Raw genomic sequence first — 24,943 nt, forward strand, 5'->3', positions numbered from 1 at the left:
TCTGAACCAGGGGGGACACCCTTCATGCACGCAGACCTCTCCCGCTCCACGTTCCGCCCGGAGCGGCACTACTCCGCGGTCGTCGCCCAGCAGGGCCGCGTCCAGCTCGACGCCGACCTCAACGAGCAGACCGCGATCCAGCTCCACCAGGCCCGCAGCCTCGCCGCCGACCTGATCGGACCGCACGGCGGGCCGCGCGACGCAGCCGGCTTCCGCATCGAGTACGTCGGCGGCAAGCACGAGATCGACACGCTCCTCATCCACGGCGGCCGTTACTACGTCGACGGCATCCTGTGCGACGCCGACCGCCCGGCCGCCGGGGTCCCCGTGACCGACGAGGACAGCGAGGAATCCGCGCCGGAGCCGCCCGCGACCTGGACCTACTGGGACCAGCCCGACGGCTTCCGCGACCCGGAGAAGCCCGGCGACCGGCTGCCCTCGCCCGCCCAGTCGCCGTTCGTCGTCTACCTGAACGTGTGGGAGCGCTCGGTCACCGCCGCCGAGGACCCCGCGCTGCGCGAGGTCGCCCTCGGCGCCGCCATGCCCGACACCGCCGCCCGCGTGAAGGTCGTCTGGCAGGTGCTGCCCCTGTCCCTCGCCGCCCTGGAGATCGAGGAGACCGACCCCTCCAAGGAGGTCGTCCGCGCCGCGTTCACCCGCTGGGCGCAGCGCCGGTCGGCCCCCTCGGCCCGGCTCGCCGCCCGCAGCGAGCGGCCCGACCACGCCGACGAGGACCCGTGCCTGGTCAAGCCGGACGCCCGCTACCGCGGCCCGGAGAACCAGCTGTACCGGGTGGAGGTCCACGAGGGTGGCGAGGCGAAGGACGCCACCTTCAAGTGGTCCCGCGAGAACGGCTCCGTCGTCTTTCCCGTCGACGAACTCGACGGCACCTGGGTGCAGTTGGCGTCCCTCGGCCACGACGACAAGCTGGACCTCGACGTCGGAGACCACGTGGAGTTCGTCGACACCGCCTACGCCTCCCGCCTGGAGCCCCTGCCGCTGCTGCGGGTCGAGGAACTGGACCTGCCGGGCCGCCGCGTCCGCCTGTCCGCCGAACCCGCCCCGGGCGTCGGACGGCTCGCCCACCTGAACCCGTACCTGCGCCGCTGGGACCACCACGGCGGTCCGAAACGCAAGGGCCGCACGACCGCCCTGCGCGGCGGCGCGGTCCCCGTCACGGAGGGGGAGTGGCTGCCCCTGGAGGACGGCGTCGAGGTGTACTTCGCCAAGGGCGGCACCTACCGCACCGGCGACCACTGGCTCGTCCCCGCCCGCACCGCCACCGGCAGCGTCGAGTGGCCGGCGGACGCGGCCCGCCGTCCGCTGCTCCAGGGCCCGGCCGGCATCGCCCGGCACTTCGCCCCGCTGGCCCTGATCAAGGGCGAGGGCAGCGCCGTCGACCTGCGCCTGGCGTTCGGCCCGCTGGCAAGCAGCATGCCGCCCGCCGACGAGGCCACGCTCGCCGCCGAGGAGCAGGCCCACCGCGAGGAACTGGCCGCCGAGGACCCCTCCCACGGGCGGTCCCACACCACCGCCGAGGCGGAAGCCGCCGTGGAAGGAGACAACTGATGGCCAAGCCGCTGAGCGCGTCCAAGCTGGTGGAGATCCTCCGGGCCGAGGGCCTGACCGTCCACGAGGTCCGCAACTGGCGCACCCACAACCGCAACAGCAAGGGCCCCTGGGGGCCGGTCAACGGCGTGATGATCCACCACACCGTCACCTCCGGCACCGCGGCCTCCGTCGACATCTGCTACGACGGCTACTCCAGCCTGCCCGGCCCGCTCTGCCACGGCGTCATCGACAAGAAGGGCCACGTCCACCTGGTCGGCAACGGCCGCGCCAACCACGCCGGCCTCGGCGACAGCGACGTCCTGCGCGCCGTGATCAACGAGTCGAAACTGCCGCACGACAACGAGGCCGACACCGACGGCAACCGGCACTTCTACGGCTTCGAGTGCATCAACCTCGGCAACGGCAAGGACCCCTGGCCCGAGGCGCAGAAGGAAGCCATCGAGAAGGTGTCAGCGGCGATCTGCCGCCACCACGGCTGGTCAGAGCGCTCCGTCATCGGCCACAAGGAGTGGCAGCCGGGCAAGGTCGACCCGCGCGGCTTCACCATGGACGGCATGCGCAAGCGCATAGCCCAGCGGCTCAGCGGCGGGGGCGGCAGCAAGCCGGCCCCCGACCCGAAGCCGGCGCCCAAGCCGTCCTACGAGCCGTTCCCGGGCGCCGCGTTCTTCCACGCCGGGCAGCGCTCCCCGATCATCACGGCGATGGGCCGCCGCCTGGTCGCCGAGGGGTGCAGCCGCTACGAGGAGGGGCCGAGCCCCGACTGGAGCGAGGCCGACCGCCGGTCCTACGCGCTGTGGCAGCAGAAGCAGGGCTTCTCCGGCAAGGACGCCGACGGCATCCCCGGCAAGCTCACCTGGGACCGGCTGAAGGTGCCGAAGTCGAAGTGACCGCGTGCGCCCCTCCACAGGGGAGGGGCGCACGCCCGTCACCAGCGGGGGAGTCGCAGCTCGTACTCCGGCTGGATCCGCCGCATGTAGCCGGTGTCGTCCCTGCCGCGCATCCCGGAGTCGACGTAACGCCGGTGCAGCTGCTCCAGCTTGTCGTGGTCGAGCTCGACACCCAGTCCCGGCCCGGTCGGCACCCGTACCTCCCCGTCGCGCAGCTCCAGTACACCGGGGACGATCACGTCGTCCGCCGAGTTCCACGGATAGTGCGTGTCGCAGGAGTGGTCGAGGTTGGGGATGGCCGCGGCGACATGGGTCATCGCGGCGAGGCTGATGCCCAGGTGCGAGTTGGAGTGCATCGACAGGGCGATCCCGAACGCCTCGCACACGGCGGCCAGTTCCCGGGTCCGGCGCAGCCCGCCCCAGTAGTGGTGGTCGGTGAGCAGGACCTGGATCGCGTTCTGCTCGACGGCCGGCCTCAGATGCTCCCAGGCGATCACGCACATGTTGGTCGCGAGCGGCATGGGCGACTCCTTCGCCACCTCCGCCATGCCGTCGATGCCCTTGGTCGGGTCCTCCAGATATTCGAGGACGCCGTCGAGTTCACGGGCGACGTACTTCGACGTCTCCACCGTCCACGCCACGTTCGGGTCCAGCCGCAGCGGCTGCCCGGGGAAGGCCTCCGACAGCGCCCGGATCGCGGCGATCTCCTCGTCGGGCGGGAACACACCGCCCTTGAGCTTGAACGACCTGAAGCCGTATCGCTCCTGCATCAGCCGGGCCTGCTCGACGATCCCGGCCGGGTCGAGGGCCTCGCCCCAGTCGTCGGTGACGGCCGGCCGGCCGTCGAGCGCGGGGTGTTCGGCCCACTTGTAGAAGAGGTACGCCGCGAACGGCACCGCATCGCGGACCCTGCCGCCCAGCAGGTCGCTGACCGGTCGGCCGAGCAGCTTGCCCTGCGCGTCGAGGCAGGCCACCTCCACCGCCGACGTGGTCCAGCCGCGCTCGTGCGAGCTGGGCACGGCCGGCAGCAGGGCCGAGTCGATCGCGGCGGCGACGGCGGTGGTGTCGAAGACGTCCATGCCGACCACCACCTTCGCCGCGGCCTGAAGCCGCTCCAGCCGGGCGGTGCCGCCCGGGGACTCGCCCAGCCCCACCGTGCCGTCCTCCAGGACGAGTTGGAGGATGATCCGCAGCGCGAGCGGCTCGTGCACGCCGTTGGAGTTGAGCAGCGGCGGGTCGCCGAAGGCGATCGGGGTGACGATCAGCTCCCGGATGCGCGTCTGGCTCATGCGCCGACCACCTCCAGACCACGGTCGATGAGTTCGGACAGCCGGGCGATGTGCTCCGGTGCCGGATCCAGCAGCGGAGCCCGTACGCCGCCGACGTCCAGGCCGCGCAGCGTCACCCCGGCCTTGACGAGCGACACGGCGTACCCGGGAACCTCGTCGCGCAGGGCGACCAGCGGGCCGTAGAACTCGTCGAGGAGCCGCGAGACCAGCGCCTCGTCGCCCTCGGCGAGGGCCCGGTGGAAGGCCAGGGCGATCTCCGGGGCGAAGGCGAACACCGCCGAGGAGTACAGCTCGACGCCGACGCCCTGGTAGGCGGGCGCGGTCATCTCGGCGGTGGGCAGCCCGTTGAAGAACTGGAAGTCCTCCGTGCCCGGCACGGCACGCACCGCGCGGACGATGCGGTGCATCCGCTCGATGTCCCCGATGCCGTCCTTGAGGCCGACGACCCCGGGCAGGGCGGCGATCTCGGCGGCCGTGTCCGCAGTGAGCCGGGCGGAACCGCGCTGGTAGAAGACGACGGGCAGCCCGGTGGCCGCGGTGACCTCCCGGACGTAGCGCACCAGGCCCTGCTGCGGGGCGCTGACCAGGTAGGGCGGCAGCAGCAGGATGCCGTCGGCACCGGCGCGCTCGACCCGGGCCGCCTGGTCCCGGGCGACCGGTGCGGGACCACCGGCGGCGGCGAAGACCGGGACCCGTCCGGCCGTCGTCCGCACCGCGACCCGGGTGGCCCGCTCGATCTCCTCGGCCGACAGGGCGTGGAACTCGCCGGTGCCGCAGGCGACGAACACACCTCCCGCGCCCGCGGCGACACCCGACTCGATGTGCTGGGCCAGCCGTTCCTCGTCCAGTGAACCGTCCGCCGCGAACGGCGTGACCGGGAAGAACAGCACTCCGTGGAACTTCATGTCTCCCTCATATGTGGGGGTGGGTGGTCAGCCCTTGGTGGCACCGGCGGCGATGCCGGTGACCAGCGAGCGCTGGAGGAGCAGATAGACGATCAGGCTGGGGATCAGGGCGATCACCGCACCGGCCAGCACCACCCCCGAGCCGACCTCGGGGTCGGTGCGCAGGATGGACAGGGCGACGGTGACCGTGTAGTCGGTGGGGTCCTTCGCGGCGATCAGCGGCAGCAGGTACTGGTCCCAGATCATGATGAAGCCGAGGACGCCGGCCACGCCGAGCGCGGGCTTGCACAGCGGCAGGATGACCTGCCACAGCATCCGCAGCTCACCGACGCCGTCGATGCGGGCGGCCTCCTCGATCTCGGCGGGGATGTCCTTCATGAACTCGGTGAGCACCATCACCGAGAAGCCCCAGGCGCCGAGCGGCAGGATGACGCCCCAGACGGTGCCCTTCAGATCGAGGCCGATCACGGGCACATGGCCGAGGACCAGGGACAGCGGGATGGCGATGACCTCCTCGGGGAGCATCATCGTCAGCATGAACAGGGTCAGGATCAGCGCCTGCCCGCGGAACTTGTGCCGGGCCAGGGCGTACGCGGCGAGCGTGCAGACGACGAGCTGGAGCAGCAGTCCGCCGCCCGCGATGACCAGGGAGTTGCCGAAGTAGTCCCAGATGCCGCGCTCGCCCGCCACCTCGAAGTTCAGCAGGCTCGGGTGGTGGGGGAGGAACGACAGGGTCGAACCGCTGGCCTTCTCGCTGAACGAACCGGAGAAGACCGTCACGAACGGCGCCGCGAAGACGCCCAGGGCGAGTACGCAGAGCAGGACGCGCAGCGCCCAGGCGAGGCCCGGCCGGTCGCTCCAGCCGAGGGCGGTGTCGAAACGGGCGGGTGTGGTGCGCTGCTTCCCGGCGGACTTCCCCGCGGGGGAGGCGGTCACCGGGGTCCGGACGGGGTCGATGGCGGGCGCGCTCATCTCACGTCTCCCCTCTTGCGGAAGTAGTTGACGGTGACGGTGAGCAGCAGCGTCACGCAGAGCAGGAGCACGGAGGCGGCCGAGGCGCCGCCGATGTCGTTGCGGGAGAAGCCGAGGGTGTAGGCGCGGGTCATCCAGACGTCGGTCGATCCGGCCGGACCGCCGCCGGTGAGGACGTACACCTCGGTGAAGACGCGCAGTCCGCGGATGGCGGCGAGGGTGAGGACGATGCCGAGGGCGGGGCGGATCGCGGGCAGGGTGATGTGCCGGAGCCGCTGCCACAGCGACACCCCGTCCATCGCGGCGGCCTCGTACAGCGAGCGGTCCACACCCGCCAGCCCGGCGAGGATGATCACCATGTTGTACGGGGCGAGCATCCAGATGCCCATGGCCATCGTCGCCCACAGCGCCGTGTCGGGGTTGTCGAGGTACGGCACGGGCCCCAGGCCGAGGAGCCCGAGACCGCTGTTGATCAGGCCGTCGGAGGTCGGGTGGTACATCAGCCGCCACATCTCGCCGACCACCGCGGTGGCGGTGACGACCGGCAGGAAGACGGCGGTCCGGATGATCCTCAGCGAGCGCGCCTGGCCTTCGAGCAGCAGGGCCAACAGGACGCCGGCGACGATGCCGCCGAGAGACATGCCGATGCCCAGGACCAGTGTGTGGCCGATCGCGTCCTGGAAGCGGTGGTCGGTCAGGACCCGCGTGTAGTTGTCGAGGCCGACCCACTGGTCACCGAGGAAGGGCCGTACGTCGAAGAAGCTGAGCCAGACGCCCTTGCCCATGGGGAGGAACTTGAAGACCAGCGCGAGCAGCAGACCCGGCGCGAGGAACAGCCAGGGCAGTACGGCCTTCTTGCTGAGGAACCGGGCTCTGCGCGGCCCGGGTGTCGTCACGGTCGCGGTCATTTCAACAGGTCCTGGTCCTTGAGGTCACCGGCGAGGGTGTCGTTGAGTTCCTTGAGACCGGCCTCGACGTCACTGCCGCAGTACGTGAAGAGCGCGTTGAGCGCGTCGGCGGTGTCCTGCTTGACCGGTGCGAAGTCGGGCGCGTTGGGGAACTGCACGGAGGCCGTCTCGTAGGCCTTCTGCACCACGCTCCAGCGCGGATCGTCGCGCACCTTCGCCGCGTCCAGCGTGGAGTTGACGGGGATGCGCACGACGGGCTGGTGGTCGCCGGTCATCGCGAGCGTCTGGCCCTCGGGGGAGATCAGGAAGGCCGCGAGCGTCTGTTCCAGCCTGGCCTTCCCGGTCTTCGCGCCGAAGTAGACGTTCTCGCCGTCGGCGAGCACGTCGTTGTTGCCGGCCGGGCCCGACGGCGCGGGCAGGACCTCGTACTTGTCCTTGCCGAGCGCCTTGTCGAAGGTGGAGATGTTGTACGGGCCGGTGAGGTACATCCCGGCGTTGCCGTCCTGGAAGTTGGTGGTGTTCGCGGTGACGGACGTGAGGGCGCTGGGCTGTATGACACCGTTGTCACCGCAGAAGAGGTTGTTCTTCATCCAGGTGACGGTGCGCAGGGCGGCCGCCGAGTCCATGGCGGGCCGGTAGCCCGTGCCGTCCTTCTCGATGATCCGCACGCCGCCCTGCCACAGCCAGCTGGCACCCCACCAGGCGACATAGCCGTTCTGTGCGCTGCCGGGCACGACCATGCCGTACGTGTCCTTCTTGCCGTCCCCGTCCGGGTCGCGGGTGGCGAAGGCCTTGGCGAGGGCGAGGGTGTCCTGCCAGGTCTTCGGCTGCGGCAGGCCGAGCTTTTCGCGCCAGTCCTTGCGGACGAACAGCGTCATGGCCTGTCGGGAGTACGGGATGCCGTAGTGCCTGCCGTCGCGGCCCACGGTGGACGACCAGGACTTGGCGGTGATCTCGTCGTGTCCGGCGATCGAGGCCGGAGTGATGGGCTTGAGCAGGCCCTGGGCCTGGTAACTGCCCATCAGGGCCGTGTCGTTGATCATGACGTCCGGCAGGTCCTTGGTGGACGCGCGGCTCTGCAACTGCTGGTCGAAGTTCATGACCGGCTGGTAGTCGATCTTGATGCCGGTCTTCTTGGTGAAGGCGGCGAACACCCTCTTGTAGGTCTGGGCGGAGTCCGGATCGCTCCGGGTCCACACCTCCAGCGTGTTCGGATCGCCGGCCCGGGCGCTGCCGGAACCGGAGCCGCAGGCGGCCGTTCCGAACAGGAGACCCGAGATGGCGAGTGCGGCAGCCAGGCGTCGGCGATCCCGCATAGGTGGCTCCGTTGCTGTTCATATCCGTGAACCTACTTCACGAATCTAAATGATCGGCCAAGCTAGGATCGTTTCATCACCATGTCAATACATGGCTGAAAGATTTCACCGAGGTCACACGAGGTCACACGAGGCCACACGGGGCCACACGGGGCCGTGCGCGGACCGGAGAACGACAGCGGCCCCAACCGGATGGACCGGTTGGGGCCGTGTGAGAGAAGGTTCGAGGTCAGCCGCGGTGCTCAGCGCGCTCGGCGTTCCTCTTCTTGATGCGGGCCGCCTCCTTGCGGACCTCCGCCTGGGTGGCGCGCTCCCGCTGCAGCCACTCTGGGTTCTCCTGCTTCAGCGTCTCGATCTGCTCGGTGGTGAGGGGCTCGGTGAGGCCGCCGCGGGCGAGACCCGCGATGGAGACGCCGAGCTTCGCCGCGACCACCGGGCGAGGGTGCGGGCCGTTGCTCCGCAGGTCCTGGAGCCACTGCGGCGGGTTCGCCTGGAGCTCGTTCAGCTCGGCGCGCGAGACGACACCCTCCTGGAACTCGGCGGGGGTGGCCTCGAGGTACACACCCAGCTTCTTCGCCGCGGTCGCGGGCTTCATGCTCTGGGTGCTCTGGTGCGACGTCATGCCGTCCAGCGTATCGAGCGTGTGCGCGACCGCTGACCACGGCCGGTGACCACGGCCGGTGACCACGGCCACCCACCATGACCGCTGACCACCCCCACTCACCACGGCCGGTAACCTGGCCGGGTGACAGGCTCGGATGAATCTCCCTCGTTCCGGCTCGTGTACGTCCCCGGGGTGATGCCCGACAAGTGGGTGCGCATCTGGAACGAGCGGCAGCCCGATGTCCCGCTGGCCCTGACGCAGGTGCCCGCCGGAGAGGCGGCGGCCGGGCGGCTGCTGGACGGGGACGCCGACGCGGGCCTCGTACGCCTCCCCGTCGACCGGACGGTCTTCAGCGCGATCCCCCTCTACACCGAGCAGACGGTCGTCGTCGTGCCCCAGGACCACCTGGTCACGGCGGTCGACGAGGTGTCCCCGGAGGACCTGTCCGACGACATCGTGCTGCACCCTCTCGACGACGTCCTCGACTGGGAGGACCTCCCCGGGCGGCCCGCCCTGGAACGCCCCGCCACCACGGCCGACGCCATCGAACTGGTCGCGGCGGGGATCGGCGTGCTCATCGTCCCCCTGTCGCTCGCCCGCCTCCACCACCGCAAGGACCTCACCCACCGTCCCCTCAAGGACGCCCCCGAGTCGAGCGTGGCCCTGGCCTGGCCCGAGGACGCGACGACGGACCTGGTGGAGGACTTCATCGGCATCGTCCGCGGCCGCACGGCCAACAGCACCCGGGGCCGCCGGCAGCCTCCGGCGCAGGAGAAGCCCCAGCGTGACGACCGCCGCAAGCAGCCGGCCAGGCCGACGGGCGCGAACCGACGCGGGTCCTCCAGCGGCACCCCCAAGGGCGGCAAGGGCGGCAAGAACAGCAGGGGCGGCAAGCAGGGCAAGCCCCGCCGCCGCTCCTGACCACGAGCCCTCCGGGAGTCTCGCTACCCCGCCGAAGGAGACGGCTGGATCGAGTTCGGTGCCTCCGTGCGCAGGTCCTCCATGCCCTTCGGTATCTGCAGGGTCAGCACCGGCGCGCCCGGCTGCGGGGGCGGCGGCGTGGTCTGGTCCTCCGGCATCTTGGGCGGGCTGGTCTGCTGGAGGTTGACCTGCTCGTGGTTGACCAGGCCGGTCTTCTCCAGGATCGTGATGTGGTCCAGCACCGTGGAGTTGGCCTGGTCGGCGAGCTGACGCACCAGCGTGTTCCGCGTGTTGGCGCGGATCTTGGCGATCGTCGAGAAGATCTGACCGTGGGTGACCCGCATGATGCTCACCGCGGTCGAGTCGAACTCCTGGCCCTGCGCGCCCTCCACCGTCGCCACGAACTGCTGCTGCTGCGGCGACGCCTGGTTGGGGAGCGTGATGCCGAGCTCCGGGGCGACCTTGCGGCAGGCGGCGTCCAGCCGCCCGTGTCCGACGACGAGGTGCTCGCCGGCCTCCTTCATCGCGGCCGACCCTCCGCGCTGCATCACCAGCAGACCCAGGGGGTGCTCCCACAGCCCGGCCGCGCGCACCTTCACCACGAAGTCGCGGTCCGCCTCGGTCAGCGGACCGTACTGGGTGTTGGCGATGATGCGGTCCTGGCCGGCAGCCGTGTTCTGCACGCCCAGCATGCTCGGGTAGGCGAGCGCCGTGAGCGTAAGGATCATCGCACCGCCCACGAACGCGGTTCCTGCCGTGCTGCGCGAGATGCGCATCGTGCCTCCTGGGATATGAACGGCCCAACGCCAGGAGGTACGTATGCCAGGGGCGAAACAATCACCGCTGCCGCAAAAAATTTCGTGAACCGGCCGGGCCCGGTGCCGAGGGCGACACGGCACCGGACCTGCGCGGGAGGGCTCAGGGCCGGTACGAGGCCGCGCCCGCCGTGCTCACCACCTTGTCGCCGTCCGCCCTGCTCAGCAGCCCGGCCGACACCCACGCGTCCACGGTGGACCGCACCCGCGCCACCAGCGCCCCCTTGTTCCGGAACGGCGCCCCGGCCCAGACCTCGTCCAGCAGCGTGGTGCCGTCGGCCTTCGCCGGGTTGGCGACGCCCGAGTCCCGTCCGCCGAAGACGACCTTCGGCTCCGAGCACCGGAAGTAGGCGTGCGTCGGATCCTCCGTCCCCTCGAAGAACGGCGCCCACCCGGTCCCGTCCAGCGTGAAGTGCAACGGCTTGCCCGGAACCGGCGTGAGGGAGTGCGACAGATCGCCGGACAGCCCGGCATCGCGGTACAGCCCGACCTTCAGGTACTCCGTGGCGGCGTCGCGGGCGACGAGGTTGACCGGGCCGTGGAACAAAGTCTGCAGGGACGGGTCGTCGAGAGCCTTCTCCACCCGCGTCCGGAACGGCATGACGATACGGACGGTGTCGCCGGCCCGCCAGGTCCGGGACACGTCGAAGTAGCTCCCGGGCTTCGGAGTCCCGGACACCGCGCGCCCGTTGACGGTCACCCGGAACCCCGCGGTCGCCCACGCCGGCACCCGCAGCCGCAGCGTGAAGGAGGCCCGGCCGCCCCCGAAGGCCAGCGTGCTGCCCTGCTCCTTGGGGAAAGTAGTGGTCTGCGTGACTGTGACGCCCTTCTCGGCCCAGGTCAGTGTGGACGGGCTGTACAGGTTGACGTACAGGGCGCTGCCGTCGGCCTTCGCGAAGTACACCGAGTCCTGGTACTTCGTGGCGCTCTCCATGCCGGTGCCCTCGCAGCAGGTCGTGCCCTGCTTGGGCGTGTAGTCCCGGACATGACCGGGCGTCAGCCCGATGAAGTACGTGACGAGCGGCTTCTCCGCGTCCGGCCTGTCCTGCTTCGAACCGAGCACCTGGTTGTACAGCGCCCGCTCGTAGTAGTCCATGTACTTCGGGTCCTGCTCGTGGAAGAACAGGGTCCGGCTCAGCTTGAGCATGTTGTACGCGCAGCAGGTCTCGGCGGTGGCCCCGCCGATGGTGCCCGCGATCACGTCCCGGGCCTTCCAGAACTCCCCGGTGCTGGTGCCGCCGATGCCGTACATGCGGTGCGGTACCACCATGTCCCAGAAGTTCTTCGCCGACGTGAGGTAGCGCTCCTCGCCCGTCTCGTCGTACAGCCGCACATAGCCGGTGAAGATCGGGATGTGCTGGTTGGCGTGCAGCCCGTCGAGGATGTCCGTGTTCGCCGCGCACGCGTCGATCAGCCGGTCCAGGTCGAACAGCTTGGCCAGTGCGAGGTGTTCGGCCTTGCCGGTGATCGTGTGCAGGTCGCAGACCGCCTCGACGATGCCGCCGAACTCGCCGCTGGAGAAGATCCCCCACATGCGCTGCAGCGTGGACTCCGGCAGCTGGGACAGCCGCGAGTACATCCAGTCGCACATGCCGGACGCGAGGTCCAGGGCGCGGTCGTCGTCCGTGGCGGTGTACGCGTCGAGCAGTCCCCTGAGGATCTTGTGCGCGGTGTAGTACGGCGCCCACACCTTGGTGTAGTCGGGGGTGGTCCGCGACTCCAGCTCGATGAACTGCGTCTCCGGGTACGCCGCGAAGAACCCGGGGTGGCTGGGCCCGCCCCAGGTGCGGCGCAGGGTGGCGGTCAGGCCCCGGCCGGAGGCGTCCGCGAACGTCCCGCCCGCGCTCTCGTCGAAGGCGTACGACGCCAGGTCGCCGCGGCCCGTCGAGGCGTCGGCGGCCCGGCGGCTCTGCAACTCGGTGATCTCGGCTGCGGTCAGCGCCCGCGAGAAGACGTTGAACTCCTCGTAGGCGCCCGCGAAGACCGGGTCGGCGGGGTAGTTCGAGCGGCCCAGCCAGTTGTTCTTCAGCGTGCCGAGGGCCGCCGGGGTGAGGCTCATCGCGGTGTTCCGCGCCACGGCGGTGCCGTTGACGTAGAGCGTGCCGGTGCCGCCCGCGATCGTGACCGCCAGATGGCTCCACTGGTTCAGCGGCAGCGCGGCCGTGCCGTCGATGGCCTGCTCGCCGCCGGCGCCCGACGTGGTGATGGCGAAGCGCGGCACTCCGGCCTGGTTGCGGGCGGCCAGATACAGGTAACGGGTGGTGCCGTCGCCGAAGTCGAAGACCCGGGTCCAGTTGGCGTCGTGCGTGGGCCGCACCCAGACGGAGAGGGTGATCGCCGAGGCCCCGCCGAGCACGGCCGCCGGCAGATCCACGTACTGGTAGGAGCCACGCACCTGATCCGCGCCGGTCCCGAACTTCCCCGGGACGCTCAGCACAGCCGGATCCCGCCGCAGCGCCGCGCGCACCTCGGTCAGCGCCCCGACCATGGTGGCGATCCGGTCGGCGAACACCCGCTCCTTCGTGCCGCGGTACGCCTGCGCCAGCATGGTCAGGAAGTGGCCGGTGTAGTGACCCCGCAGGTTGCCGTTGGCCTCACCGTCCAGCCCCTCCCAGCCGCCGGGGGCGACCGCGCCTCCGGTGGAGAGGCCGGCGTTGGCGCGGAACACCTGGAGCAGCCGGTTCACGTCGTAGCCGCGGGCGTGGTCGAGCATCAACTGCCGTTTGTCGGCGAACAGTCCGGGTCTGAGGGCCACGTCTTCGAGGGCGAAGGGCTGGACGGTCCATGCGGACGGGGCCGCCGTCACGGCTGTTGCCTCCTGAACAGTGGCCGCGGCTCGGCCGGTCGTGGTGAGAGAGACCGCAGGGGTCGCCGCCGCCAGTGCCGCGGCCTGGAGAAGGGATCGTCTGGAGAGGGGCCGGGCCATGTGCTCCTCCACGAGGGGCCTTTGTTCGCGATTACGAACAGCGTGCGGGGGGTCGGCCAGACGTTATGCGCGGGGTGAGAGGGCGTCAACGCTGCGGACGGGATTGGTGCTCAGAACTGATCGGGACGGGGCACGCGGGCCAGGGCGGCTCTGATGGTCTCGGCGGGGTCGGGGACGGGGATGCCGAGGTCGTTGAGCAGGGAGACGATGTGCCTGATGCTGGTGCGTTTACGGAGGGCCGTCTTGACCAGGAACTCGAGCGGGAAGCCCTCGGCCTCGGGAACTTCCCCCACATCCAGCTGATCCGCGCGGACGAGCCGTAGAGCCTCGCTGAACGAGAGACCCTTCGGGAGGCTGTCGTGGGACATGCTGCCAGACGCAGGAGTCGCCGACCCGGCGCTCCCATGCGTCCACCGTGACGGAGTCGGGTGCGGATCCCGTGGGCGGGACGGCCGCGTGAAAGTGCAGTTCCCGGATCGACCCGGCCTGGACCACCGCGCCCGCCACCGTGTCGCCGCCCACGACGTTACGGGTGCCACCCTCCGTCAACCTGCCGCTCCCCTCTGGTGCTTCCGAAGAATCTATGAGGAGAGCCGCCCGGGTGTGGCCGGTTTCGGCCGAATGGGCAACCGCTGGTCAGTGACTCGACGAGGTCGGCGGTGAAGACGTCGAACGGCTGCCCGCACGGCTACACCGTCCGGCACAGCCAGTCATACGCCGCCTGCGCCGTGAACTCCTCCTGGCCGCCCCGCAGCAGCAGACCCGCGGTGGCGAATTCCGGTGCGTCGGCCTGGGCGGCGACGTAAGGCAGGGCGATGCAGCGCATCCCCGCCGCGTGCGCGGCGGCGGCGCCCGGGGCGGCGTCCTCCAGCACCACGCAGGCCGCCGGGTCCGCGCCGAGCCGGCGGGCCGCCTCCAGGAAGACGTCGGGGGCCGGCTTGCCGTGCGCGACCTCGTCCGCCGAGACGACGATCCGCAGGTGGGCGTCCAGGCCCGTGCCGGCCAGGACCGCCGCGATGGCCTCGGGCGAGGACCCCGAGGCCACGGCCATGGGAACGTCCTCGGCCGCCAACAGCTCGACGAACTTGCGCATCTCGGGGTACGCGCGCGTGGAGCTGCGCGCCAGTTCCATGTAGCGGCGGTTCTTGGCGGTGAACAGCTCCTCGACGGAGGCCCGCAGGCCGTACCGCTCGATCCAGTCCGCGACCGTCTCCTGCGTGCTGATGCCGACGTACCGCTCGTGGTCCGTCCAGCTGAAGTCGGTGACGCCGTGCTCGGCGAGCGTCTGCCGGCCCGCCTCGTAGTAGTTCGGCTCGCTGTCCACGAGCGTTCCGTCGAGATCGAAGATGACCGATATGCCGCCGAGATTGCTCATGGTTCCAGCATGTCAAAGACCATGATCCGCAGGCCGCCAGGGGGGTCAGGACCGGGCCGCGCGGCCGATCGACTCCACCAGCGGCAGCAGCCGGTGGGGGACGCGCTCGCGCAGGGCGATCTCGGTGCGGGTGCGGACGACCCCGGGCAGGCTGATCAGCTTCTGGACGACGTCCTCCAGATGCGCGTTGTCCCGCGCCACGACCCGGGTGAGCAGATCCCCGCCGCCCGTGATGGAGAACGCCTCGACGATCTCGGGCACCGCCGCCAGCGCGTCGCCCACCTCGTCGAGATGGCCCTGGGTGACCTCGATGTGCACGAACGCGAGCACCGGGTGCCCGAGCGCGGCGGGGGAGAGGGCCGGTGCCGTCCCGGTGATCACGCCGTCGCGCTCCAGACGGTCGAGCCGGGCCTGCAAGGTGCCCCGGGCGACGCCGAGGATCCGGGCGTACTCGCGCACGCTCGTGCGCGGCTGCTCCAGCAGCAGCCGCAGGATGCGGGTGTCGAGCTCGTCCACGGCCATGCCGCGCCCTCCTCGTCCGTTGGCCCTGCCACGGCCGCTCCCCGGCCGCCCAGGCTGTACCAATGGCCCAGTCTAGAAGGAGCCGGTTGAGCCACTGGCGTCCGGGATGCTGATATGGACGCGTCGATGGCGCTGCGGACCCCGCGGCGCCTTTTTCATGCTTGCTCATCCGGCGTCGTGATCCGGTGTTCCGAAGAGGGCGGTAAGTGGTGCTGAAGAGGGTGTTCGTGGCTCCGGATCCGGGGCGGACGCGGTTGCGGTTCGCCACGCGTGCCGTGCTCGGCATCGCGCTCGCGGTCGCCGTGTGCGGCCTCGCCGGGCACTCCCTCACGGGGGCCGTCACCGGCGGTCTCGCCGCCCTGCTCGCCCTGTTCACCGTCACCGACGCCACGGTCCGCGGGCAGGCGGTCACCACGGTGCTGCTGCCCGCCGTCGGACTGCCCGTGCTCACCGCCGCGGCGGGACTGCACGACCACCCGGTGGCCCGCGACCTCACCTTCCTCGCCGTGGTCGGCGCGGGTGTGTACGCGCGCCGCTGGGGGCCGCGCGGGCACAGCCTCGGCGTGTTCGCGTTCATGACCTTCTTCGTGGCGCAGTTCCTGCACGCCACCACGGACCAGCTGCCCGAGGTGTACGCCGCGGTCCTGCTCTCCGTCCTCGCCGCCGCCGTGGTGCGCTTCGGGCTGTGGTGCTACGAGCGCCGCCTGCCCCCGCCCGCCGTGCCCGCCCCGCCGGGCGGCACCGGCCTGGCCCGGGTGACCACCCGCCAGGCGGTCCAGGCGACCGCCGGCGCGGGTTTCGCCCTGCTCGTGGGCCAGCTGGTGTCCGGGCAGCGCTGGTACTGGGCCGTCGGCGCCACCTGGTGGATCTTCGTCAACACCACCTCGCGCGGCGAGACCCTGGTCCGGGGCTTCCGACGGCTCCTCGGCACGGTCATCGGCATCGCCCTCGGCCTGCTCGTCGCCCTGCCCGTGCACGGCGACCCGACCGTCACGGCCGTCCTCGCCGCCGTCTGCGTCTTCGGCATCTTCTACACGGCCGCCGTGTCCTACACCTGGATGATGCTCTGGGTGACCCTCCTCGCCGGACTGCTCTACGGCCTCCTCGGCGTGCTCGGCCCCGGCCTGCTCGCCCTGCGCCTCGCCGAGACCGGCGTCGGCGCGCTCGGCGCCGCGCTGGCCGTCATCCTCGTCCTGCCCGTCACCACCCACAGCGTTACCGACGCCTGGATCCAGCGGGCCCTGCGCTGTGTCCACGCCTGCACCGCCGAGACGGCCCGGCGCCTGGCGGGCGCCGCCGACGCCGACCCGGCCCCGCGGGTGGCCGAACTGGAGCAGCTGCTCGCCCGGGTACGGCTCTCGGTCGCCCCGCTGGTGCACCCGCTGAACCCGATGCTCGGCCGTAAGCGACGCGCCCGGCACGTGCTCGCCCTCCTCGACGACTGCGCCCGGGAGATCCGGGGCCTGGTCGCCGTCGCCGCCGACCCCGAGGCCTCCCACGACGCCCGTCTGGCCGCCGCCTGCCATCGCGTGCAGGCCGCGGTCGAGGCGCTCACCGACGGCGGAGACGTCTCGGTCCAGGCGGACCACCCCGCCACGACGGAACCCGCCCTGGCCCACCTCCACGGCCTGGAACGGGCACTTTCGGAACTCGCCCGACCGCTGCGCACCCCGTCGGGTTCGCCGTGGGTCGGGGCGTGAGCGCGGCATACCCCTGAGCGGGTCCGGCTCAGTCCTTGACCGTTTGGTCTAGACCGCGCATGATCGGCTGCGCGGTCAATCCGGACGGTTGCGGGACGAGTGCGGGGCGAGAGGGGACAGCGGTGGCTGACGACGGCAGGCGGCGGGCGTACATCGGGTCGTTCACGGCGGCCGGCGGCCCCGGGATCGTGACGGCGGCCGTCGATGCAGACAGCGGCGCGCTGACCGCTCTGAGCAGCGTCGACGCCGTCCCCGACCCCGCCTACCTGGCCCTGTCCCCCGACGCGGACTTCCTGTACGCGGTCAGTGAGACGGCCGAGGGCGTGGTGGCCGCGTACCGCGTCGACGGGGAGAAACCCGAGCCGGCCGGGCCGCCCGTGCCGGTCGACGGGAACGGACCGACCCACCTCAGCCTGTTCGCCGGACACGTCCTGACCGCCAACTACGGCTCCGGCAGCGTCACCGCGATCCCCGTCCGCCCCGACGGCACCCTCGCCCGGTCCGCCGTCCACGTACTCCAGCACACCGGCGCGGGCCCGCACACCCCGCGCCAGCACGGACCGCACGCCCACCAGGTGCAGCCCGACCCGAGCGGCCGCTGGGCCGTCAGCGTCGACCTCGGCACCGACTCGGTGCGGGTCTGCACGCTGACGGACGGCACTCTCGCCCTGCACCGGGAGACCGCCCTGCGGCCCGGCTCGGGACCGCGGCACCTCGCCTTCCACCCGGACGGATCGCACGCGTACGTCGTCAGCGAACTCTCCCCCTCCGTCACCGTCTGCCGCTGGGACGCGGCCGAGGGCGTGCTGACACCGCTGACCGAAAACCCGGTGCTGCCCGGTGCGCCGGCGCGCGACGCCTACCCCTCGGGCATCGTCACCTCGCCCGACGGCCGCTTCGTGTGGACCGCCACCCGTGGCGAGGACGTCCTGTCCGTGCTCGCCGTCGAGGGCGAGGAGCTGCGGCTGATCGCCACCGTGCCCTGCGGCGGTCGCTGGCCACGCGCCCTCACCGTCTGCGACGGCTTCCTCTACGTCGCCAACGAACGCTCCGGCGACGTGACCTGGTTCGCCACCGACCCGCGCACGGGCATCCCGCGACGCGCCGGCTCGATCAGAGTGACGGCGGCGTCGTGCGTGGTCCTCGGCTGACCGAGGCGTGGGGGCTCCCCGCCCCCACGACGAAGGCCCGCCCCGAACCGGGGCGGGCCTTCTCGGTCGTACCGGGGGACGTCAGCGAACCGGCGTGCCCTGAGCCTGCTGCGGCGTGATCCCCAACGCCGTCGTGTACTTGGCCAGCGCCAGCTTCCCGATCGCCGGGTACGGCCCGAGCGACTCCGCGGCGGAGCACTCCGCCTCCTTCGCGGCCTCCTCGACCAGCCCCGGCTCGATCTCCGGGCCGATCAGATACGGCGCGAGGGCCAGCTGCTGCGAACCCGAGGAGCGAAGCTGCTCGGCGACGGACGCGATGGAGCCCTCCTGGTCCAGGGCCGCGGCCATCACCGGCACCGCGAGGCGCGCGGCGAGCAGCATGCCGGTGATCCCGGCTGCCTGCACGGCCTCGTCACCGCCCACGGAGGCCAGGATGATGCCGTCGGCGGCGGTCGCCACGGTGAACAGCCGGGCACGGTCCGCGCGGGCCAGACCGGCCTCCGAGAGCCGCACGTGCAGCGCCTCGGCGAGCAGCGGGTGCGGGCCGAGGACATCGGTCAGCTCGGCGGCGATCCTGCTCTCCATGACGGCCTGGCGGACCCGGCGCAGCAGCGCGCTGTCCGGGCCGGCGAGCAGCGGCACGACGACCGCGACGGGCCCCTCGGGCTCCCTGACGTCCATGCCGGCGGCACGCGCCTGCTCGAAGCGGGCGGTGCGCTCCTCGGCGGTGTAGGTGAGCACGGCCTGAAGCGTGGGGTACTCCGCGTTGTCCCCGTCGAGGTACCCGATGCGGGCGTCGATGCCGGGCAGCTCGGAGCGGGCGATGCTCACGACCTCTTCGGCGAGGCTGCGGGTGGCGCTACTGGGCGTGCCCGGCACGGCGAGGACGAGCGCGGGCGCGCCCTCGGGAGCCACCAGCGGCTCCGGACGGCGGTGCCGTCCGGGCTGGCGGGGTCGCGGCATTCGTACTGGGAGGCCGGACTCGGGTCCAGTGGGGGAACTCATGGCGCCGCATGTTACTGGCTTCTTGGGCTCCCCTGTTCGGGGAGGGGGCAGGTGAGCGGTATCCGTCCGGTTTTGTCTGATGAGTTACGTACGGATGGAATGAGGTGCGGATGGAATGAGGTGCGGATGTCATGCCGTGCGGATGGGTGCGCGATCGGATCAATCACCCGAGAGGGTTGTCACACTCAGCAGGGCCTCGTCACCCGGAAGGGTGAGCGGACCGGCACTCAGCTCGGCCGCCATGCGCACCGAGCCGTGCAGCGGATCGCCCTCGGCCGGCAGCCGCCGCGCGTGCGGGAGCCGCTTCGCCAGCTCCTCGTCCAGGGGTACGAGGAGCGGGTCGCCCATCTTGAACAGGCCGCCGGTGACGGAGACACGCGACGCGTCGCCGGGCGGGCACACGGCAGCCGCCGAGTCGGCCATGTGCCGGGCGGCCGCGCGCAGGATGCCCGCCGCCACGGGGTCCCCGTCCGCGCAGGCGGCCACCTGAGGCGCGAAGGAGGCGAGGACGGCGGGCCGGTCCGGCCGCGGATACAGCGCGCCGGGCAGCCCTGCCACGGGCCCGAACACCTCCTCGGCGCAGGCCAGCAGCCGGGCCGAGCCGCCCTCCCGCCCGTCGTGGGCCCGCAGCGCGGCCTCCAGCCCGGCCCGCCCGATCCAGGCACCGCCGCCGCAGTCGCCGAGCAGGTGACCCCAGCCGTCCGCCCGACGCCAGCCCGCCAGGTCGGTGCCGATCGCGATCAGTCCCGTACCACCGGCGATCACGGCACCCGGCCGGGGCCCGAGGGCGCCCGCGTACGCGGTCACGGCGTCGGCGGCCAGCGCGACCCTCCGTACGCCGAACTCCCGGGCCAGGGCACTCGGCAGTTCGGCGCGCAGCCCGGCACCGAGGGAGGCGAGCCCGGCCGCGCCCACGACGGCGGCGGTCAGCCGCACAGGACCGGCCTCGGCGGTCAGGGCACGCACCAGGGGCACGAGCCGCGCCATGAAGTCGTCGGGGTCGATGCCCCGGTCACCCGTGCGCACGGGCTCGTCGGACGCCCGCCGGGCGAGCGGTCCGCGCTCGGCGGTTCCCACGACCACCCGGAGTCCGGACCCGCCGGAGTCCACGGCGAGAAAGCCGGAGCCCTCCGAAGCCGAGCCTTCCGGCGCCCCGGTCACGGCAGGCGCCAGTCCACCGGTTGGCCGCCCTGGCGGATCAGCAACTCGTTGGCCCGGCTGAACGGACGGGAGCCGAAGAAGCCCCGGTCCGCCGACATGGGGGAGGGATGGGCGGATTCCACGGAGGGCAGGTCGCCGAGCAACGGGCGCAGGTTGCGGGCGTCACGGCCCCACAGGATGGAGACCAGGGGCTTGCCGCGCGCCGCGAGGGCCCGGATCGCCTGCTCGGTGACCTCCTCCCAGCCCTTGCCCCGGTGGGCACCGGGCTTGCGCGGGGCGGTGGTGAGCGCCCTGTTGAGCAGCAGCACGCCCTGCTGCGTCCACGGCGTGAGGTCGCCGCTGGACGGCTGCGGCAGGCCCAGATCGGCGTTCAGCTCCCGGAAGATGTTGATGAGGCTGCCGGGCAGCGGCCGCACCTCGGGCGCGACCGAGAACGACAGTCCCACCGCGTGCCCCGGGGTCGGATACGGGTCCTGACCGACGATCAGGACCCGCACGTCGTCGAAGGGCTGCTGGAAGGCCCGCAACACGTTCGGCCCGGCCGGCAGGTAGGTGCGTCCCGCGGCGATCTCCGCGCGGAGGAAGTCCCCCATCGCGGCGACGCGTTCGGCCACCGGTTCCAGGGCCTTCGCCCAGCCAGCTTCGACGATTTCATGCAAGGGTCGTGGTGCCACGGGCGTCACCCTACTGCCGTACGGGCAGCGGCGATCAACCGGTGGCCAAGGCCCGCTCGTGAGCTCATCGGTCGCCTCGCCCCCCCCGCCTCGTCCCCCACCTCGTCCTCTTCTCAGCCGACGACCGCGGCCCGCACGCAGAGGACGTCCGGCAGATGCGAGGCGAGCTGCTGCCAGCTGTCGCCGTCGTCCGCCGAGGCGAACACCTCGCCGTTGCGGTTGCCGAAGTAGACGCCCGCCGGATCGGCGTCGTCCGTGCACATCGCGTCGCGCAGCACCGTGCCGTAGTGGTCCTCCTGGGGGAGCCCCGCCGAGAGCGGCTCCCAGCTCTTGCCGGCGTCCGCCGTCCGGTAGACCCGGCACCGGTGGTCGGCCGGGACCCGGTCGGCGTCGGCGTTGATCGGGAACACGTACGCGGTGTCGCCTCTGTGCGGATGCGCGGCCGCCGTGAAGCCGAACGTGGACGGCAGGCCCTCACCGATGTCCGTCCAGTGCGCGCCCGCGTCGTCGCTGCGGTAGACACCCCAGTGGTTCTGAAGGTAGAGCCGGTCCGGGTTCGCCGAGTCCCGGGCGACCTTGTGCACGCACTGGCCGAACTCCGGGTTCGGGTCGGGCAGGAACACCGCGGAGACGCCCGAGTTGGAGGGCGACCAGGTCGCGCCGCCGTCCAGCGTGCGGAACACACCGGCGGTCGAGACGGCGACCGTCACCGCCTTGGGATCGCGCGTGTCGGTGAGCACGGTGTGCAGGCCCTCACCGCCGCCGCCCGGCATCCACTTCGACCGCGTGGGGTGCTCCCACAGGGGCCGGACGAGCTCGAAGGTCTCCCCGCGGTCCTCCGAGCGGTAGAGCGCGGCCGGTTCCGTGCCCGCGTACACCACGTCCGGCTCGGCGGCGGCCGGGTGCAGCTGCCACACCCGCTCCAGGGACGCCCCCGTCTCCTTGGGGAACTTGACGGCCGGCCGGGCCGGTTCCGTCCAGCTCCGGCCCAGGTCGTCGGAGTGGAACACGGACGGGCCCCAGTGCGCGCTGTCGCCGCCGACCAGCAGCCGCGGGGTCGCGGTGCGGGTGTCGATGGCGACCGAGTACACGGCCTGCGCGTTGAAGTAGGGGCTCTCGTCGAACTGCCAGGCGCCGCCGTCCCGCCGGCGCCCGATGAACAGGCCCTTGCGCGTGCCCACGGCGAGCAGTACCTCGGTCATGCCGATCACCTCCGCGGCGTCGTCGTCGACGCCCTCGTCTCAGACACGGGCCAGTCTGCACCCCACCACTGACAGTCACCCCCGGAGCGGACTCCGGCGCAGGTCAGGGCCGTGTCGGCGCCGCGTACGGGCGTCCGTCGCCCTTGCCCGCGTGGGCGACGCCACGGGCCGGGGCGCCCTCCCGGGGTACGTGCAGTGAGCATCCAGCGGCCCGCTTCCGTATGGGGAGGGCGGCGGGATGGTCATGCGCTCGTGAGGAGGATGCCTTCGATGGCGTTACGTGGTCCGAAGGTGTGGCTGTGGCGCTGGCGGCGCAATCCGCTCAAGCGGCGCGCCGACAGGGTGGAGGCCTGGGTGGTGCTGGGCGTGTGGCTGCTCACCGTGTTCGTCGGGGTGCTCGCCGGCATGACGGTGAGCCGGTCCGTCGAGGACGGGCTGGCCCGTGAGCGCGTCGAGTGGCGCCCCCTCGTGGCCCGGCTCGCCGAGCGGGCTCCCGGGACGGCCTCCGAGAACGGCGACGTCTCGCGCGCCGAGCACGTGTGGGCGGAGGCACGGTGGACCGCCGCGGACGGTTCCTCGCACTCAGGGCAGGTGCGGGTCCTGGCGGGCAGTCAGGCCGGTTCGCCGATCACCGTGTGGACGGACCGCGAGGGCCGCCAGGTGACCCGCCCCGTCACCGAGTCCCAGGCCCGGGTACGGGCCTGGCTGATCGGCGGCGTGGCGGGCGTCTGCGCGGCGGTCGCGCCACTCGCCGGTGGCCGCGCGGTACGCCGCCGCCTGGAACGCCGACGCATGGACCAGTGGGACGCCGAGTGGTCCCGCTTCGGCCCGCTGTGGGGGCGCACGACGGGGTGACAGGGCGGGGGAGCATGGCGAGGTGACGGGGCGGGGTTCCACTCCGACGAGTGCGGTTCCACCCCGGCCCGGTCGCCCTACCCACCGCCCTCCAGGCCCAGCGCCCCCCGGCACACCCGCAGCAACGCCTCGTCCTCATGGATGCCGTGACTGTCGTAGCCGCCGGAGTCGGCCCGATGCCGGCGTGGGGACGTGAGCTCCGCTCGGAGCAGGTCGTGCAGGGGCGCTCCCCTGGGGCCCAGCGCTGCCACGCACCCGGCGATCGTCGTGCGGGTGCGCGGGTGCTCCACCCATGCGGCACGGAGGACGGGGAGGACCTGCTCCCGTTCCGGTTCCCCGGTGATCCGCCACACCGCGCACGCCGCCGCGGCCCGTTCCGACGCGTCGCCGGAGCCGGTCATCAGGCGTAGTCCGGGCAGGGCCGTACGGGCCGCCGGCCCCAGCCGTCCGAGCACGTCCGCGGCCGCCGCGGGGCGATACCGGCCGCTCCCGGGGTCCGTCAGCTTCCGGAGCAGTACGGGCACGGCGGCTTCCGCCTCACCCGTGACCGACCACAGCGCGTCCGCTGCCGCGACGGCGCAGTCGGTCTCCAGCAGCCCGCGCAGATCCGGTATCGCCTCGCGCGCGGCGCCGCCGAACGCCCCGAGGGCACGGACCGCCGCCCCCGTGACGGCGTCGCGCAGCCGCAGCCCGTCCGGGATGCCACGCAGCAGGCGCAGCACCGACGGCAGGGACTCGGCGTCGCCCAGTGCCGTGAGCGCCGTCAGCAGGGGAACGGCCCGCTCATACGTGTCGGGGGAGTCGAGCGGAACGCGGGCGAGGCGTCGCCGCAGGGCGGGCGTGAGCGGCGTGGCAGCGCGGCCCAGGTGGGGCGTCGCCAGCCCCAGGTCGTGCGGTACGACCGGCCCCGCCAGCACCTCGGCCAGCACCGGTGCGGCCCGCGGGTCCCCGGCTCTGGCCAGCGCCTTCAGCGGGCCTCCCAGCGTCGGCGCCCTCCGCTCCCCGTGTCGTATCCGAAGCTCGGGACGGCGGATCACCAGGGCGTGGAGGTGGTCCGCGGCGGGCAGGGCCAGTTCGAAGAGCTCCACCAGGACGGCGACGGCCGCGTCGTGCAACCGGCCCTCCGCGGCGCCCAGTTGGGCACCTATGAGGGCGACCGGTTCCGCCGCGCCGGTACGCCACTCGCGGAACAGCCCGGCCGACATCCACACGGCGTTGCACCGGTCCAGGGGATCCGGGCTGGTCAACTGCCCGCACAGCAGGGCGATCCGATCGGCCACGCGGCCGCCGAGCGCGGTGTGCAGGGTCCGCAGCAGCCGGGAGCCCTCCTCGTCCGAGGGGCGCAGCCGTCGCAGCCGCCCGGCGAGCGTGTCCGCACCGGAGCCCTCCTGTGCGAGTCTCCCGCGGACGCGCTGCCCGGACCGGTCCCGGAGCAACCGGACCACGGTCGGTACGAGATCCGCGGGAAGCAACTCCGGTGCGCACTGCGCCAGCTGCCCGAGCGCGGCCAGCCGCAGCCCGGGCTCGTAAGGCGGCCCACTCAGCGCCGCCAGCAGGTGTACGGCCTCGGCGGCGTGGACGTCGCCGGCCGGCAGGTGCCGCCGTGCGAACAGGCCGAGGCCCTCGGCCAGGGCGAGCAGGACCCGGTCGTCCCGCTCCACGGTGATCCGCTCCCGCAACAGGGCGAGCACACGCGCCGGCCGGTCGAGGAACCGCACGAGGGCAGCCGGAGCCGCCCGGCGCACTTCGGCGTCCGCGTCCCCCGCCAGCCGGACGAAGACATCGGCACCGGCGCGCAGGACGGCACGGGCCCTCGCCGCCAGATCGTCCGACCCACCCCCGCCCCCGTCGGGCCCGCCGATGCTGACGAGGAGCTCCACGATCCCCGCCCGGTCGCGCACCTCCTCCCGGACGGCGAGCGCGAGGAGCAACGGAACACAGGCGAGCGTCGCGTCGTACACGCCTCCCTGGTGGTGCACGGCGCCGTACATCCGGTCGAGCGCGGTCTCCCGCTCGGCCGGGTCGGCGGAGGCAAGTCCCCGGAGCAGCCGGGGCACGTCCTCCGCGCTGCCGTCGGCATGCCGCAGCGAGGCCCAGTCGACCTCGTCGATCCCCCTGAACACGTTGTCCTCCCCAGGCGAAGTGCCAACTGACGGGGAGTCTGCACCACGGCACTGACAACG

Annotated in this window: 22 protein-coding genes; 6 read left to right on the forward strand and 16 right to left on the reverse strand. The window is 72.3% G+C overall.

The features are described from left to right. Positions 1–24 precede the first annotated feature (24 nt). Together MQE23_RS38515 and MQE23_RS38520 are read left to right on the forward strand one after the other, a co-directional pair. Positions 25–1,569 carry a DUF6519 domain-containing protein gene (locus MQE23_RS38515; protein ID WP_020276145.1) on the forward strand — a complete coding sequence of 515 codons (1,545 nt, stop codon included), beginning with the start codon at positions 25–27 and terminating at the stop codon, positions 1,567–1,569. Beyond that, positions 1,569–2,459, forward strand: coding sequence for a peptidoglycan-binding protein (locus MQE23_RS38520; RefSeq protein WP_243381551.1), 891 nt, complete (start codon positions 1,569–1,571; stop codon positions 2,457–2,459). The genes MQE23_RS38515 and MQE23_RS38520 overlap by 1 nt, the downstream gene beginning before the upstream one ends. Before the next feature lie 38 nt (positions 2,460–2,497). On the opposite strand, the gene MQE23_RS38525 is transcribed toward MQE23_RS38520, so the two are convergent. From MQE23_RS38525 to MQE23_RS38550, 6 genes are all read right to left on the reverse strand, one after another. Continuing rightward, a complete protein-coding gene (locus MQE23_RS38525; RefSeq protein WP_020276147.1) occupies positions 2,498–3,748 on the reverse strand; it encodes a glucarate dehydratase family protein in 1,251 nt (416 codons plus the stop codon). Next, on the reverse strand, positions 3,745–4,653 hold the full coding sequence (locus MQE23_RS38530; RefSeq protein ID WP_020276148.1) for a 5-dehydro-4-deoxyglucarate dehydratase: 909 nt from the start codon (positions 4,651–4,653) through the stop codon (positions 3,745–3,747). Before MQE23_RS38530 ends, MQE23_RS38525 begins: the two co-directional genes overlap by 4 nt. 27 nt (positions 4,654–4,680) lie before the next feature. Then, positions 4,681–5,625, reverse strand: a complete 945-nt coding sequence (locus MQE23_RS38535; RefSeq protein WP_020276149.1) for a carbohydrate ABC transporter permease — start codon at positions 5,623–5,625, stop codon at positions 4,681–4,683. After that, positions 5,622–6,533 carry a sugar ABC transporter permease gene (locus MQE23_RS38540; protein WP_243381552.1) on the reverse strand — a complete coding sequence of 304 codons (912 nt, stop codon included), beginning with the start codon at positions 6,531–6,533 and terminating at the stop codon, positions 5,622–5,624. Before MQE23_RS38540 ends, MQE23_RS38535 begins: the two co-directional genes overlap by 4 nt. Continuing rightward, the gene (locus MQE23_RS38545) at positions 6,530–7,849 is read right to left on the reverse strand and encodes a sugar ABC transporter substrate-binding protein (protein WP_243381553.1); all 1,320 of its coding nucleotides are present in this window, start codon (positions 7,847–7,849) and stop codon (positions 6,530–6,532) included. The genes MQE23_RS38540 and MQE23_RS38545 overlap by 4 nt, the downstream gene beginning before the upstream one ends. A 229-nt stretch (positions 7,850–8,078) precedes the next feature. Further along, on the reverse strand, positions 8,079–8,471 hold the full coding sequence (locus tag MQE23_RS38550) for a DUF5997 family protein (protein WP_037672488.1): 393 nt from the start codon (positions 8,469–8,471) through the stop codon (positions 8,079–8,081). A 123-nt stretch (positions 8,472–8,594) separates the two neighbouring features. Here MQE23_RS38550 and MQE23_RS38555 point away from each other — a divergent pair, with 123 nt between their 5' ends. Continuing rightward, entirely contained in the window at positions 8,595–9,374 is a 780-nt protein-coding gene (locus tag MQE23_RS38555) for a LysR family substrate-binding domain-containing protein (RefSeq protein WP_243381554.1), read from the forward strand. Positions 9,375–9,397: 23 nt separating this feature from the next. On the opposite strand, the gene MQE23_RS38560 is transcribed toward MQE23_RS38555, so the two are convergent. The 5 genes from MQE23_RS38560 to MQE23_RS38580 form a co-directional block, all read right to left on the reverse strand. After that, positions 9,398–10,150: a DUF4142 domain-containing protein gene (locus tag MQE23_RS38560; RefSeq protein ID WP_020276154.1), complete on the reverse strand. Its 753-nt coding sequence runs from the start codon at positions 10,148–10,150 to the stop codon at positions 9,398–9,400. Between the two features lie 142 nt (positions 10,151–10,292). Beyond that, positions 10,293–13,115, reverse strand: a complete 2,823-nt coding sequence (locus tag MQE23_RS38565; protein WP_243381555.1) for a beta-L-arabinofuranosidase domain-containing protein — start codon at positions 13,113–13,115, stop codon at positions 10,293–10,295. 110 nt (positions 13,116–13,225) lie between these two features. Further along, a complete protein-coding gene (locus MQE23_RS38570) occupies positions 13,226–13,483 on the reverse strand; it encodes a hypothetical protein (protein WP_020276156.1) in 258 nt (85 codons plus the stop codon). A gap of 320 nt (positions 13,484–13,803) precedes the next feature. After that, positions 13,804–14,490, reverse strand: coding sequence for an HAD family phosphatase (locus MQE23_RS38575; RefSeq protein WP_243381556.1), 687 nt, complete (start codon positions 14,488–14,490; stop codon positions 13,804–13,806). Positions 14,491–14,535: 45 nt separating this feature from the next. Next, on the reverse strand, positions 14,536–15,012 hold the full coding sequence (locus tag MQE23_RS38580; protein WP_020276158.1) for an Lrp/AsnC family transcriptional regulator: 477 nt from the start codon (positions 15,010–15,012) through the stop codon (positions 14,536–14,538). 209 nt (positions 15,013–15,221) lie between these two features. Between MQE23_RS38580 and MQE23_RS38585 the strand changes: the two genes are divergently transcribed. Then, on the forward strand, positions 15,222–16,712 hold the full coding sequence (locus MQE23_RS38585; RefSeq protein WP_243382894.1) for an FUSC family protein: 1,491 nt from the start codon (positions 15,222–15,224) through the stop codon (positions 16,710–16,712). Positions 16,713–16,834: 122 nt separating this feature from the next. Then, a complete protein-coding gene (locus tag MQE23_RS38590; RefSeq protein ID WP_020276160.1) occupies positions 16,835–17,863 on the forward strand; it encodes a lactonase family protein in 1,029 nt (342 codons plus the stop codon). Positions 17,864–17,944: 81 nt separating this feature from the next. On the opposite strand, the gene MQE23_RS38595 is transcribed toward MQE23_RS38590, so the two are convergent. The 4 genes from MQE23_RS38595 to MQE23_RS38610 all read right to left on the reverse strand — a co-directional run bounded on the left by MQE23_RS38595 (position 17,945) and on the right by MQE23_RS38610 (position 21,914). Continuing rightward, on the reverse strand, positions 17,945–18,868 hold the full coding sequence (locus MQE23_RS38595) for a hypothetical protein (RefSeq protein WP_037672495.1): 924 nt from the start codon (positions 18,866–18,868) through the stop codon (positions 17,945–17,947). Between the two features lie 159 nt (positions 18,869–19,027). Next, positions 19,028–20,029 (reverse strand): BadF/BadG/BcrA/BcrD ATPase family protein, encoded by a 1,002-nt coding sequence (locus MQE23_RS38600; RefSeq protein WP_020276162.1) that lies wholly within the window; start codon positions 20,027–20,029, stop codon positions 19,028–19,030. Then, positions 20,026–20,703 carry a uracil-DNA glycosylase gene (locus tag MQE23_RS38605; RefSeq protein WP_037672502.1) on the reverse strand — a complete coding sequence of 226 codons (678 nt, stop codon included), beginning with the start codon at positions 20,701–20,703 and terminating at the stop codon, positions 20,026–20,028. The genes MQE23_RS38600 and MQE23_RS38605 overlap by 4 nt, the downstream gene beginning before the upstream one ends. A 113-nt stretch (positions 20,704–20,816) precedes the next feature. Next, positions 20,817–21,914, reverse strand: coding sequence for an exo-alpha-sialidase (locus MQE23_RS38610; protein WP_020276164.1), 1,098 nt, complete (start codon positions 21,912–21,914; stop codon positions 20,817–20,819). 261 nt (positions 21,915–22,175) lie between these two features. On the opposite strand from MQE23_RS38610, the gene MQE23_RS38615 reads away from it, so the two are divergent. Continuing rightward, positions 22,176–22,760, forward strand: a complete 585-nt coding sequence (locus tag MQE23_RS38615) for a hypothetical protein (protein WP_037672504.1) — start codon at positions 22,176–22,178, stop codon at positions 22,758–22,760. A gap of 77 nt (positions 22,761–22,837) precedes the next feature. Here the strand turns inward: MQE23_RS38615 and MQE23_RS38620 are convergent, their stop codons facing one another. Continuing rightward, positions 22,838–24,883 carry a HEAT repeat domain-containing protein gene (locus tag MQE23_RS38620; RefSeq protein WP_243381557.1) on the reverse strand — a complete coding sequence of 682 codons (2,046 nt, stop codon included), beginning with the start codon at positions 24,881–24,883 and terminating at the stop codon, positions 22,838–22,840. Positions 24,884–24,943 lie beyond the last annotated feature (60 nt).

It is taken from the genome of Streptomyces sp. HP-A2021 (assembly GCF_022807935.1).
Taxonomy (GTDB): Bacteria; Actinomycetota; Actinomycetes; order Streptomycetales; family Streptomycetaceae; genus Streptomyces; species Streptomyces afghaniensis.

Coding starts and splice junctions, on each gene's coding strand:
- MQE23_RS38525 (WP_020276147.1), bottom strand. CDS start 3,748: ATGAGCCAGACGCGCATCCGGGAGCTGATCGTCACCCCGATCGCCTTC.
- MQE23_RS38545 (WP_243381553.1), bottom strand. CDS start 7,849: ATGCGGGATCGCCGACGCCTGGCTGCCGCACTCGCCATCTCGGGTCTC.
- MQE23_RS38515 (WP_020276145.1), top strand. CDS start 25: ATGCACGCAGACCTCTCCCGCTCCACGTTCCGCCCGGAGCGGCACTAC.
- MQE23_RS38570 (WP_020276156.1), bottom strand. CDS start 13,483: ATGTCCCACGACAGCCTCCCGAAGGGTCTCTCGTTCAGCGAGGCTCTA.
- MQE23_RS38550 (WP_037672488.1), bottom strand. CDS start 8,471: ATGACGTCGCACCAGAGCACCCAGAGCATGAAGCCCGCGACCGCGGCG.
- MQE23_RS38595 (WP_037672495.1), bottom strand. CDS start 18,868: ATGAGTTCCCCCACTGGACCCGAGTCCGGCCTCCCAGTACGAATGCCG.
- MQE23_RS38615 (WP_037672504.1), top strand. CDS start 22,176: ATGGCGTTACGTGGTCCGAAGGTGTGGCTGTGGCGCTGGCGGCGCAAT.
- MQE23_RS38560 (WP_020276154.1), bottom strand. CDS start 10,150: ATGCGCATCTCGCGCAGCACGGCAGGAACCGCGTTCGTGGGCGGTGCG.
- MQE23_RS38575 (WP_243381556.1), bottom strand. CDS start 14,490: ATGAGCAATCTCGGCGGCATATCGGTCATCTTCGATCTCGACGGAACG.
- MQE23_RS38540 (WP_243381552.1), bottom strand. CDS start 6,533: ATGACCGCGACCGTGACGACACCCGGGCCGCGCAGAGCCCGGTTCCTC.
- MQE23_RS38520 (WP_243381551.1), top strand. CDS start 1,569: ATGGCCAAGCCGCTGAGCGCGTCCAAGCTGGTGGAGATCCTCCGGGCC.
- MQE23_RS38530 (WP_020276148.1), bottom strand. CDS start 4,653: ATGAAGTTCCACGGAGTGCTGTTCTTCCCGGTCACGCCGTTCGCGGCG.
- MQE23_RS38565 (WP_243381555.1), bottom strand. CDS start 13,115: ATGGCCCGGCCCCTCTCCAGACGATCCCTTCTCCAGGCCGCGGCACTG.
- MQE23_RS38580 (WP_020276158.1), bottom strand. CDS start 15,012: ATGGCCGTGGACGAGCTCGACACCCGCATCCTGCGGCTGCTGCTGGAG.
- MQE23_RS38535 (WP_020276149.1), bottom strand. CDS start 5,625: ATGAGCGCGCCCGCCATCGACCCCGTCCGGACCCCGGTGACCGCCTCC.